At 67.1% G+C, this 11,736-nt stretch carries 11 protein-coding genes and 1 pseudogene; 4 read left to right on the top strand and 8 right to left on the bottom strand.

The window, feature by feature from the left end; all coding sequences use genetic code 11:
• Window positions 1–137: 137 nt before the first annotated feature.
• Window positions 138–1,742, top strand: a complete 1,605-nt coding sequence (locus tag EET03_RS04040; RefSeq protein WP_075541479.1) for an MFS transporter — start codon at window positions 138–140, stop codon at window positions 1,740–1,742.
• Window positions 1,743–1,745: 3 nt separating this feature from the next.
• On the opposite strand, the gene mftG is transcribed toward EET03_RS04040, so the two are convergent.
• The 7 genes from mftG to mftA form a co-directional block, all read right to left on the bottom strand.
• Window positions 1,746–3,185 carry a mycofactocin dehydrogenase MftG gene (gene mftG / locus EET03_RS04035; RefSeq protein ID WP_075541476.1) on the bottom strand — a complete coding sequence of 480 codons (1,440 nt, stop codon included), beginning with the start codon at window positions 3,183–3,185 and terminating at the stop codon, window positions 1,746–1,748.
• Between the two features lie 8 nt (window positions 3,186–3,193).
• Entirely contained in the window at window positions 3,194–4,606 is a 1,413-nt protein-coding gene (gene mftF, locus EET03_RS04030; RefSeq protein WP_075541475.1) for a mycofactocin biosynthesis glycosyltransferase MftF, read from the bottom strand.
• Window positions 4,603–5,352 carry a mycofactocin biosynthesis peptidyl-dipeptidase MftE gene (gene mftE / locus EET03_RS04025; RefSeq protein ID WP_063470047.1) on the bottom strand — a complete coding sequence of 250 codons (750 nt, stop codon included), beginning with the start codon at window positions 5,350–5,352 and terminating at the stop codon, window positions 4,603–4,605. Before mftE ends, mftF begins: the two co-directional genes overlap by 4 nt.
• A 67-nt stretch (window positions 5,353–5,419) precedes the next feature.
• Window positions 5,420–6,592 carry a pre-mycofactocin synthase MftD gene (mftD, locus tag EET03_RS04020; RefSeq protein ID WP_063469934.1) on the bottom strand — a complete coding sequence of 391 codons (1,173 nt, stop codon included), beginning with the start codon at window positions 6,590–6,592 and terminating at the stop codon, window positions 5,420–5,422.
• A 3-nt stretch (window positions 6,593–6,595) separates the two neighbouring features.
• Entirely contained in the window at window positions 6,596–7,792 is a 1,197-nt protein-coding gene (gene mftC / locus EET03_RS04015; RefSeq protein WP_099193966.1) for a mycofactocin radical SAM maturase, read from the bottom strand.
• Window positions 7,789–8,094: a mycofactocin biosynthesis chaperone MftB gene (mftB, locus tag EET03_RS04010; protein WP_075541477.1), complete on the bottom strand. Its 306-nt coding sequence runs from the start codon at window positions 8,092–8,094 to the stop codon at window positions 7,789–7,791. Before mftB ends, mftC begins: the two co-directional genes overlap by 4 nt.
• Window positions 8,095–8,131: 37 nt before the next feature.
• A complete protein-coding gene (gene mftA / locus EET03_RS04005) occupies window positions 8,132–8,221 on the bottom strand; it encodes a mycofactocin precursor MftA (RefSeq protein ID WP_063469933.1) in 90 nt (29 codons plus the stop codon).
• Window positions 8,222–8,322: 101 nt separating this feature from the next.
• On the opposite strand from mftA, the gene mftR reads away from it, so the two are divergent.
• The 3 genes and pseudogenes from mftR to EET03_RS32595 form a co-directional block, all read left to right on the top strand.
• Complete coding sequence (gene mftR, locus EET03_RS04000) at window positions 8,323–8,916, top strand: mycofactocin system transcriptional regulator (protein WP_075541478.1); 594 nt, start codon at window positions 8,323–8,325, stop codon at window positions 8,914–8,916.
• Window positions 8,913–9,971 (top strand): DUF2332 domain-containing protein, encoded by a 1,059-nt coding sequence (locus tag EET03_RS03995; protein ID WP_075541474.1) that lies wholly within the window; start codon window positions 8,913–8,915, stop codon window positions 9,969–9,971. Before mftR ends, EET03_RS03995 begins: the two co-directional genes overlap by 4 nt.
• 167 nt (window positions 9,972–10,138) lie before the next feature.
• Window positions 10,139–11,284: pseudogene (locus EET03_RS32595) on the top strand (YcaO-like family protein); the annotation flags it as partial.
• Between the two features lie 109 nt (window positions 11,285–11,393).
• Here the strand turns inward: EET03_RS32595 and EET03_RS31130 are convergent.
• The coding region (locus tag EET03_RS31130; RefSeq protein WP_425271499.1) for an ISAzo13-like element transposase-related protein at window positions 11,394–11,736 on the bottom strand (343 nt) is incomplete at its 5' end.

The following is an 11,736-nucleotide window of genomic DNA, read 5'->3' as shown; positions in this document are numbered from 1 at the left end:
CTGCGGGCGCTCCACCTCGACCCCGCCTTGCGGTCCACCGCCCTCAACACGGAGCGGAAGTGAGATCGAACAACGATGAAACAACCAACGGATCCACCTTTACGGGGGTCCCCAACACAGATAAGGAGGCGTGCAGCATGGTGAACACCCTCGTCCGGCGTCATCAGCGTACCGATGGGATGCCGTCGGGTACCTCTCATCGCGCTCGAATCTGGACCCTGGCGGTGGCCTGCACGGGCGTGTCGCTCGTCGTTGCGTCGATGGTCGCGTTGAACACGGCACTGGGCGACCTCGCGGTGGCGACCTCGGCGACGCAGTCCCAGCTGACCTGGGTGGTCGACGGTTACACCGTGGCGCTGGCCTGCCTGCTGCTACCGGCCGGGGCCATCGGCGACCGTTACGGCCGGCGTGGCGCGCTGCTATTGGGTCTGACCGTCTTCTCGGTGGCCTCGGTGGCGCCGGCGATCTTCGACACCCCGCTGCAGATCATCGTGGCCCGGGCGGTGGCCGGTGCCGGAGCGGCGTTCGTGATGCCCGCGACGCTCTCCCTGCTGACCGTTGCCTATCCGAAAGAAGAGCGGATGAAGGCCGTCGGGATCTGGGCCGGAGTCGCGGGCTCGGGAGGGGTGCTGGGCATGTTCGGTTCCGGCATCCTGCTCAGCTTCTGGGATTGGAAGTCGATCTTCTGGGCACTCGGCGTCGCGGGCGCGTTGGTCTTTGTGCTGACGTGCACCGTCGCGTCGTCACGCGAACCCGATGCGCCGCGAGTCGACTGGCTGGGCGCGGTACTGATCGGCGCCGCCGTCGCGGTGTCGGTATTCGGCATCTTGCAAGCACCCCAGCGCGGGTGGAGCGACACCGTCGTCGTAGGCGGCCTTGTCGCCGGTGCGGTCCTTGCCGGGGCGTTCGGTGTCGTCGAATTCCGGCGGCGGCAACCGCTTCTCGACGTGCGGCTGTTCGCCGATCCAGGCTTTGCCACCGGGGTCGGAACGATCGTCATGCTGTTCGGGGCGACCTTCGGCTTCTTCTGCCTCGGCATGCAATACGTCCAGCAGATCATGGGCTACTCCGCCCTGATGACGGCGGTCGCCTTCGGCCCGTTCATGGTGCCGCTGGGCATCTTGTCGGCACTGTCGTTCTGGTACGTCCCGAAAGTCGGTCTGCGGCTGGTGCTGCTGGTGGGCATGCTGGTGATGTCGGTCGGCTTCCTGTGCATGCGCGGGCTGTCGGTGGACTCGTCCTATTTCGACCTGGCCTGGCCCGCGCTGATACTCAGCGCAGGCATCGGGTTATGCACGGCACCAACAACTTCGGCGATCATGGCGGCGGTTCCCGACGAAAAGCAAGGCGTGGCATCGGCGGTCAACGACACCACCCGGGAGGTGGGCGGAGCGTTGGGAATCGCGGTGGCCGGCTCAATACTGGCCGGACGCTACGCGCAAGAGCTCACGACGAGCTTGTCGACCTTCCCGCCGGCCGTCCGCAACCCGGCGACCGATTCGCTGGCCAAGGCCGTGGAGGTGGCCAACAAGCTCGGGCCCCAGGGAAAGCAGCTTGCGGACTTCAGCAAGTCGGCGTTCCTGACCGCCATGCACGCCTCGACGCTGGTGATGGCCGTGATTGTGGCCGTCGCAGCGGTGCTGATCGGACTGTGGGCGCCCGGCCGGGATGGCCGGCAACTGGGTCCCATCCGCCGGGTCGTCGCACCGGGGCCGGCAACGGCAGGACGGCACCGCGCCTGAAGCTCATGCGACGAATTCGGCTGCCCGATGCCCCAGCATCACAATGGTGGCGTGCGGACCACGGCTGGTGATCACCGGCAAGACGGACCCGTCGATCACCCATAGGTTTTCGATACCGCGCACCCGGCACCGGACGTCGACGACGCCCCGCGGGTCACCGTCGATACCCATGGGGGCGCTGCCACACAGGTGTTGTGACGTGGACCACGCGGCTTGCCCGATATCTGTTGCCGCACCGGCTATTTCGCGGGCGAGATGGACACCCCGCTGCAGAGCGGCGACGTCGGCCGGCTCGCTGTCGTAGCGATGCTCGATCCGCGGCGGCACGTCGGGATCCGCCGAGATCAGCGTGATCCGACCACGCGTCCGGGGCCGCATGAGCGCCACCCCGATATGCGGCCAATCAGGCTGTCCCGCAGTGCCATTACCAGTCATCGCCACGAAACCACCGGTATAGGGCCTGATCTCGAGGTCGTCTGCGGTGTGGAGCACCACCTCCAGCACCGGCCGTTCGGGAACCACGCCCCATGTCGTGGGGAGCACCCATTCCGGGTGGTCGCTGCAACACATTCCGACCGGCAGCGCCGCCACCAGCGGCACGCCGACCGCACGCAGCATCGCCTCGTCACCGACGCCGGACAGCATGAGCAGATGCGCCGACTCAATCGCACCGGCGCACAGAACAATTCGGTCGGCCTTCAGGGTAATCGGCCCTGATGGGCCAACCGCGTCGACACCGACGGCTCTGGTGCCGGAGAAGCGCAACCGCAATGCCCGCGTCTGCTCCAGCAGTGTCAGGTTTGGTCGTCGCAGCACGGGCAGCAGATATCCGGCGCCGGACCCGGTCCGGACACCGTCTACGATGTTCAGCGGGACCGCTCCCACCCCTGAGACACTCGACGGTCCAACGTCGTTGAGGTCGTCGATCCAGGGGAACCCGGCGCGCTCGGCGGCAGTGACGAAACGCTGGGTAATGCCGGTCATCTCGCGCGTCCGCCGAACCAGGATGGGGCCGGCGCCACCGTGCGCGGGCGTGCTGAAATCCAGATCTGTCTCGATGGCCCGGAAGTGTTCGAGTACGTCGGGCCATGCCCAGCCGGGTAGCGCAGCGCGATCGAAATCCTGTGGTAGTCCGCGGCAGAAGTAGCCGCCGTTGATTGCACCGCAACCACCGAGCGTCACGCCCCGCACGATCGCCAGTCGGCGAATCGGCCGCTCGGTGAGCTGGGTCTGGTAACGCCGGACCAGCGGACTGCCGACGCCGATCGGCAGGCGAGACCCATTGGAGGTTTGTGCCAGCAGCTGCGGATCGGCGACGCCGGGGCCCGCCTCGACGACGGTCACGACACAGCGGGGATCGGCAGAAAGCCGGGCGGCCACAACCGATCCGGCGCTGCCCGCGCCGACGATCAACACGTCGCTGTGCCCGACGGCAGCAGTCAAGGTGGCCGTTACACCCGAATTTGCGGTTTGAGCGCGCCGACGTTGCGTTCGCGCACCACGCCGTACCACAGGCCCAGGCCGTAGGCGAGGTCGTCGACGCGCTTGAGCAACACGTAGGTCAGCACGCCGATCGGTTCGGTGTCGCCGTCGGCGGCCTCTTTGCGGCGCAGCCAGTCGACCACGCCGTCGACGATCGCGGCGACCAGCACGACCCGCCGGCAACGCCGAAACAGCAGGGCCGCAATCAAGGTCACCGGCCAGTAGTGGCGGCACATAGCCGACGCCAACTGCAAAGCCGCGGACCACAATCCGCGCGTAGCGACTACCAGCACATCCGACAGTGAGGTGTCGGCACTGCGCATGGTCCTGGCGATGCGGCGACCCGTCACCACCGCGATGACCAGCGATGCCAGCTGACTAAGCCCGGTGCCCAGTGACATCAGGATCCAGGCGGTCAGAGCCCAGCCGGAAATCACCAGCGGCGCGGTCTTGTCGGGGTGGCGCACAGCCAGGGGCGCGGCCGAACCGCCGTAGAAGGCCTTGCGCGCGACCCAGTCCCGTAGCTGTGTGCGATGGTCGTGCGCGACCAGCGCGATCGGCTCGTAGCGCAGCCGCGCGCCGGCTTCGATCAACCGCCAGCACAGGTCGACGTCCTCCCCCGAGTGCAGCGACTCGTCGAAACCACCCACGTCGCGCAGGGCTGCGACGCGGCAGATGATCGCGGCGCTCGGTACGTAGGACACCGGGCTGTGCGGCAACACCGGCGCCTCCCGCAGGCCGAGGTCCAGCGACGAGCGCACCGCCTCGTAACGAGCCACCAGGTTCTCGCTTTGCGCCATGCCGACGATGCGAGGTGCGACCAAGGCGACAGTGGGATCACAGAAGTGGCCCAGCAGCGCTTCGAGCCATCCGCGTCGTGGCGCCACGTCGGAATCCAGGAATGCCACGAAGTCGGTGGCGCAGGCCGCCAGACCGGTGTTACGTGCCGCCGCCGGACCCTTGCTGCGCGGGTGATGCAGCACCTCGATGGCGCAGCGGGCCCCGGAAAAGTCCTCCAACTCGACCGGGCACGCCGACCCGTCGTCGACCACGATGACGCGCAATCCGCGCAGTGAGGCCACCAGCCGGCGCACACCGGATATGTTGTCGCGCACCGGTATTACCACGGTGACGTCACGGTATGAGGGACCGCTGGCGGGGCGCGGATGCGCCACCGTGGCATCCAGCAGGGTGCGGGCCAGCTGTGCGCTGAGCTCATCACGCACCTTGAGTCGGCCGTCGGACAGCATGTCCTGCGCGGCGGGAGCCAGCCGCAGCAGCCGGGTCGGTGAACCACCGAGCAGGGCCGCGCCGTCGCCCAGCACCCGCACGCGGCGGTCGACCTGCACCGCGAACCCATCCGGCAGTCGCGTCTGGGTCATGCCAGCATCCCGTCGGGTCCGGGTAACCACCTGGCAATCCGACGCCGGCAATCATCGACCATCTCCGCGAAGATCAGTCTTCCCGCCGCCGCCGTCGCCGTGGTCGGGTCGCCCAGCACCCCGGTCGGACTGACGGCCGCGACTCCGCCGCGCCGCATCGACGGCAGCAGTTCCGGCAGCGGCGCGCCGTTGCCGGCCAGCAACCGGTCGGTCAGCACATCGTCCGGCGAAATATGCAGCAATACCGATGTTTCGGTGTGCCCGGCATGCGCGTCACCGCCCACGGCACTGCATGAACACCAGCCGGCGTCGCGACCTTCGGAGCGCAGCAGGCCGACTGCGCGGCACAACGCCCCGATATTGCCGCCGTGACCGTTGACGAAAACCAGCCGATCGGCCCAGCAGGTGGCTGACCTGCCGTACTCCACAAGCAGCATGGCCAGGGCGTCGATACCGATGGAGATGGTCCCGGCAAAGCTCTGATGCTCACCGCTGGCGCCGTAGGCGATCGCGGGAGCCACCAGCCAGTCCGGCCGGGACATACGCGCGGCCACCGCCCGGGCGACGGCGGTCGCGATCCGGGTATCGGTATCCAGCGGCAGGTGCGGACCGTGTTGTTCGGTAGACCCCAGTGGGACCACTATCGACGGCGAGACGCTTGGTAGCTGGCTCGACGTCGAGTTCCCCAGTTCGCCGCGCACGGGCACTCGCCGATGGTAGGCCGAATTTACCTGCCGTGCACCGATTGTTACCTCTTCTACTGAATTTTTTTCTGCGCCACCGATATTGACGCTGCCGGAATTTACTTGGAAGTTACACACCCAATTCCCGAGCGAAACCGGCGGGCACGATGACGTCGTCCGGCCGCAGGTCATGGACCGAACTATGACCGAGGCCCATCAGCGCGGAGTCGATGCCGCCGCGCAGGATGTCGAGGACGTTTTCGACGCCGGCTTGGCCGTTGGCGGCCAGTCCCCAGAGGTACGCGCGGCCGATCATCACTGCTCGCGCTCCCAACGCCACCGCTTTGACGACGTCGCTGCCCCGCCGGATACCGCCGTCCAGCAGCACCTCGATCTGGTCGCCGACCGCTGCCGCCACGGCGGGCAGGGCACGGATCGAGGCAGGCGTGCCGTCCAGGTTGTTGCCGCCGTGGTTGGATACCGATATCGCGGAAACGCCGGCATCGACCGCTCTCTTGGCGTCGTCAACCCGCATCACGCCCTTGAGCATGAACGGGCCCCCCCACAGCTCACGCAGCCAGGCGATGTCTTCCCAGGTAGGCGGCGGGGTGCCCAGCCACTCGCCGTAGGCGGCGAAGAACGTTGGCCCGGGTTCGCCGCGGCGGCCCTGATTGGGCACCCGCAGATCCGGTGGGCGCAGCGTCTTGCCGAACTTCCACAACCAGCGCGGCCGGACGATCGCCTCCGGGAACCGCTGCACCACCGACCACAAGCTCATCTCTTCGGGGATCTTGGGGCTACCCCAGTCGCGCCCGTGCGAGAACGACCAGTCGGTGGTGACGATCAGCCCGACCGCTCCGGCCTGCCGCGCCCGTTCGACACGCTCGGCGATGGCGTCGCGGCCGCCGAGCCAGTAGATCTGGAAGAAGATCTTGGGATTGGCGGCGATGACCTCTTCGATCGGTTTGCTGGCGAACGAGGACAAGCCCATCGCGGTGCCCCGGGCCGCCGCCGCCCGGGCGACGGCCACCTCGCCGTCGGGATCGACCGCCTGCACACCGGTCGGTGAAATGATCACCGGCAGCGAAGTGTCTTGGCCCATAACGGTCGTGGCCAAGTCACGCTTTTCCGTCGCACCGATGACGTGTGGCGCGAAGCCGAGTTCAGCGAATGCCGCGACATTGTCGGCGACCGTGATTCCGTTTTCGCTTGCCGCGATCAGCGACGAGTACACGGACTTGGGCAATCGCCGCTTTGCGCGTTGCTGGGCGATCGCCACCGTTTCGAACCAGGCATCAGCCATGATTTACAGCGGGCTTTCGTTGCAGAGCCTGGCCGGCGGGTGCGCCGGCGGACGGACGGTCAGCGTCAGGGGCACCGGCCCGCTTTTCTTCCGGGAGTGGTCGACGCGGGGGCGCGGCGTATCGCGTTCCCGGGCCAGGGCCGGCATACCGTGTCCTTGGACGCATTCGGGATCCGGCCCGTCCAGCGGCAGGCCGGTGAAGAACTTGGCCGCCATGCAGCCGCCTCGGCAGCTGTCGTAGTGCCCGCAGCTGCCGCAGGCGCCCGCGGATTGCGGTGCCCGCAGTTCACGAAATAACGGAGCGTTCTTCCAAACGTTGTCGAACCCAGTCCCAAAACCGGAGTCGGACAACACGTTTCCGGCCAGGAAGCGATCATGGATGGCGAACGGGCAGGCATACACGTCGCCCACCGGGTCGATCAGGCAGACCACCCGACCGGCGCCGCACATGTTGAGGCCGGCCAGCGCCCCGGATTCGCCCAGCGGGGAAAGGTGGAAGAAGGAATCGCCGGTGAGCACCCGCTCGCCGTTGAGCACCAGCCAGTCGTAGAGCTGCACCTGCTGATCGGCGGTGGGGTGCAGGTCCTCCCAGACATCGGCGCCCCGCCCCGACGGGCGCAGCCGGGTGATCCGCAAGGTGGCGCCGTAACGGCTTGCCAGGGCGGCGAATTCGTCGAGCTGGCTGACGTTGTGGCGAGTGACCACCACCGAGATCTTGGCGGCTCCGGTCTTGCCGAAGCCGGCCTTGGCCAGGTTCTCCAAGGCGCGCACCGCCATCGCATACGACCCCGTGCCGCGGACCGCGTCGTTGACCTCGGCGGTCGCGCCGTCGAGGGATATCTGGACGTCCACGTAGTCGCTGGCCGCCAACCGCGCTGCCACCTCGGGGGTGATCCGAACGCCGTTGGTGGAGAACTTCACGCCGACGCGGTGGGCGGTTGCGTAATCCACCAGGTCCCAAAAGTCGGGACGCACCGTGGGTTCACCACCGCCGATGTTCACGTAGAACACCTGCATGCGTTCCAGCTCGTCGATGATGTCCTTGCACTGGCGCGTGGACAGTTCGCGCGGATCACGTCTGCCGGACGACGATAGGCAGTGCACACAGGCCAGGTTGCAGGCGTAGGTCAGCTCCCACGTCAGACAAATCGGGGCGTCCAGCCCGTGTTCGAACTGCTCGATGAGCCGGGGCACCGTCACCTGCCCTCCCGCGGAACCAGCATCGCCGAAGCGGCCAGCACACCCAGCGCATCCAGATAGGGACGCTGTCCGGAATCCGCCACACCGGCGCCACGGCAGGCGGAGCGCACGTCGGGATAATCGGCCAGCGACTGCACCACCGTCAGGAGGGTGCGATTCTTCAGAAACGACAGCTTGCGGGTGCCGAAGTGATACAGCAACGCGCCGAACGGCTCGGGCCGAACCGCCACCTGCGGATGCAGCCGCCAGCCGCGATCCGGGTCGAAGTCGTCCGGTACGCCCGGCGACGATGCGGGCCGGATAGCGGCCCGAGGAGAAGCCGGGCAATCCGGCACCGCGTCAGTAGACCCCGCACATGCCGTCAATGGAAACCTCTTCAACCAGGGTCTCGTCGACGAGCTCGACGTCGGTGTCAGTCTCGTGGTCCACGTGGTTGCCTTTCGTCCTGGGCCTCGACAATGAGAGGTGGTACCGGTCACACTGATCGCCAGAATATGGCATCGAGTGCCGAAATGGAAGGGCGGGGTCTCATGCTGCACCAGTCGCGGGTGGGCCGGCGCCGCTCGACGACGAAGCACCACATCACCGACGTTGCCATCGAGTTGTTCGCTGCCCGCGGCTTCGCCGAAGTCAGCGTCGACGACGTCGCACAGGCGGCCGGCATCGCCCGGCGCACCCTCTTTCGCTACTACGCATCCAAGAACGCAATTCCGTGGGGTGACTTCGACGCCCACCTCGCGCAGTTACAGCAGCTGCTCGACAACATCGATCCGCGGGTCCGACTGGGCGCGGCGTTGCGTGCGGCGCTGCTGGCGTTCAACACCTTCGACGAGTCCGAGACCGTCCGGCACCGCCAGCGCATGCGTATCATCCTGGAAACCGCTGAGCTGCAGGCGTATTCGATGACGATGTATGCCGGCTGGCGAGCGGTGATCGCCGGGTTCGTGGCCCGCAGGCTCGGCGGCAAGACCACCAACCTATTGCCTCAGACCATCGCCTGGACGATGCTCGGGGTCGCTTTGAGCGCCTACGAAAACTGGCTGGGTGACGAATCCGTCTCGCTACCCGAGGCACTCGGCATTGCCTTCGACGTCGTCGGCGCCGGATTGGATCGGCTCGGATGAGCGGCCCCACGAGTAGTGAGCACTTGCTGCATACCCTGCGATCGCAGGGACGGTTCTGCGCCGGCTCCGGCTCACCGATGTACGGCGAGCTGTTCGAGCTGGTGGCCACCGACGTCGAAGCCGGCGGGGTCTTCGCGACCATCCTGGCCGGCCACGAGAACGACCCAGCACGCCACGCTGTTCCGCTGCGCCTACTCGGCGGCCTGCACCGGTTGGTGCTCGACGGCCGGGCGCCGACGTTGCGCCGCTGGTATCCGAGCACCGGCGGCAGCTGGGATGCCGCCGCCGCCTGGCCCGACATCGTGCGCGTCGCGGTCGATCGCACCGATGCGTTGCAGGCGGCCCTGGACCAACCACCACAAACCAACGAGGTCGGCCGATCCGCCGCGCTGATCGGCGGCTTGCTAAACGTCAACCACCAATTCAGGTTGCCGGTACGGCTTTTCGAGATCGGAGCGAGCGCCGGACTGAACCTGCGGGCAGACCGGTACCGCTACCGCTACGACGGCGGCCAGTGGGGACCGGCCGAGACACCGGTGACGATCGCCGATGCGTGGCACGGTCGGTTGCCGCCACCCGCTGCGGTGTGCATCGTCGAGCGCCACGGGTACGACATCGCGCCCATCGATGTGACCGGCGCCGACGGCGAAATGACCGTGTTGAGCTACGTCTGGCCCGACCAGCACGCCCGGCTGAAACGGCTGCGCGGCGCCATCGAGGTCGCCCGGAAGGTTCCGGCGCAACTGCACCGTCAGACCGCGGCCGAGGCGCTCGCCGCTCTGACTCTGGCCGACGGCGCAATGACGGTGCTGTGGCATTCGATCACCTGGCAGTACCTGTCGGCCGACGAACGCGCCGCGATCCGCGCGGCGGTCGAGCAGCTGGGCGCGCAAGCCCGCATGCGCGCCCCGTTCGCGCACCTGACCCTCGAGCCGGCACGCAACGGGCCCGGCAGTCCGCTGAAGTTCATGGTCCGCGCCGCCACTTGGCCTGACGGCCGGGTGCGGGTCCTGGGCGAATGTCATCCGCACGGGCCACCGGTGACGTGGCAATAGTTCTGATCACGCCCGCATGGGGGGCCTATCCCCCGATTGGACGACGTCACCCGCGCCATTCGGCGGATCGGCGGTCATCGGCGAAACCTCGCTATTCGGCCGACGCCACGCGGGCGGCTATGCAGGGTGAGGCTTCCGCAGCAAACAACGATGTAGCTGCCTAATCGGCCCACCGCACGGGCACCCACCGGACCATCAGCCCCGAGGAGACATGGCAGGCCGTAGAGCCACTGCTGTCCGCCGCTGGTATCACTCGCGTCGCCGATATCACCTGGCTGGACAGTCTTGCTATTCCCACAGTGCAGGCGGTGCGCCCGGCATCGCTGACGGTATCGGTGAGCCTGGGAAAAGCGGCCAGCTACCGCGCGGCCCAAGTTTCGGCCGTGATGGAGTCGCTGGAGTATTGGCATGCCGAGAACGCCACCGCCGACATGAGGTTTACCTCCACCGACGATCTCGACTCGGCGCTGACCTAGATCCCGGTTCACTGTCGCGTCCGCCCGGAAGCTTTTATCACCGCGGCGCCAGGCTCGACTGGATGGCCGCGACTACCCTGCTGACGGGGCGGCGCAGGTGGGTGCCGTGGTCCGTTGTGGCGGTGGATATTTCGGTCAACGATCGGTGGGGACCGCCGATGTTCACGATGCACACCCAAGGCTTGGCGTCCGGCAACAGCGATTACGAGGCTGCCTTACACGGGCTGTACGAAATCATGGAACGACATGCCGTGGGTACGGCGGTGGCCGGATCGACGATGTGGGCTGTGCGGTCACAGGATCTCGATGGCGCTGACTGCGCCGGCCTAGTCGACCAGGTTCATCGAGCCGGCAGGCAAGTGCGCATTGCCCGTCTGGACGTGTGGCAGGATCATTACTGTTTTGCAGCCGGACTGATTTCAATTTCACCGACATCGAGCGTGCAGTTCGCCGGCAGCGGCTTGCATCAAGACCCCAATGTGGCCTTTGTAGCGGGCGATCACCAAGGCCGCTCAATCCCGGCTCACCGCAATCCGCGGTACTCGTGAGGACATCCCCCCGACGATCTATGAGCGGCTCGCCGAAGCGCCGGCCGCCAGCGCTGCCCGTATCCCGGTGGCGACCCCGACGTCCTGGCGGGTACCGGACACCGATTCGTTGCCGACCCTGGTGGCTGCAGCCGCGACGGCGGTTGCGCGGCAAACCGGGATAGAACCGGTAGCGGTGGTGTGCGATTCCCCCGGCGCCTGCGTTCCCGTCGTGAAAGTCGTCGCGCCCGGCCTGTCGTTGTCCTCGGCCGCGTCACCGATGAGAACAACGCTGCAAGAGGTCGGCTGAGCGTGCCCGAACGCGAGCTCGCCGCCGGCCCGGCCGAGTATCCCCCCACGCTGTTGTGAGCGCGCCACCGGTAGTTCGGTGCGGCAGCAACTTAGGGATCGCGCAGTAATTAGGTGGGTGTTTTCGGGCGTGTCGCGGTGGGGTGGGCCGTGAGCGTGTAGTTCCAGTCGCCGTGGAACTCGTGACGGTGCAGTTGGGTGGCTTCGAGGGCGGCGATCTGCTTGTCGGCGATCTTGATGCCGCGGCTGTAGGTGGTGGTGTCGAGCACCGCATTCACCGTCAGTCCGGTGGATGTGGTTGTTGCTCTGAGAGTTTCGATGACTACCTCATGGGATTCCAGGGGTCGTGCGCGCCAGTTGCGGCTGATCGCGGAGAACAGCCGGTGTTCGATCTTGTTCCATTTGGAGGTGCCGGGCGGCAGGTGGCAGACCGTGATGTCGAGTCCGGCCTCG

Origin of the sequence: Mycobacterium innocens (assembly GCF_900566055.1) — a bacterium.
In the GTDB taxonomy this organism is placed as follows: domain Bacteria; phylum Actinomycetota; class Actinomycetes; order Mycobacteriales; family Mycobacteriaceae; genus Mycobacterium; species Mycobacterium innocens.
The sequence above is the reverse complement of the archived record's forward strand: the minus strand, read 5'-3'. Positions and strand labels throughout refer to the sequence as shown.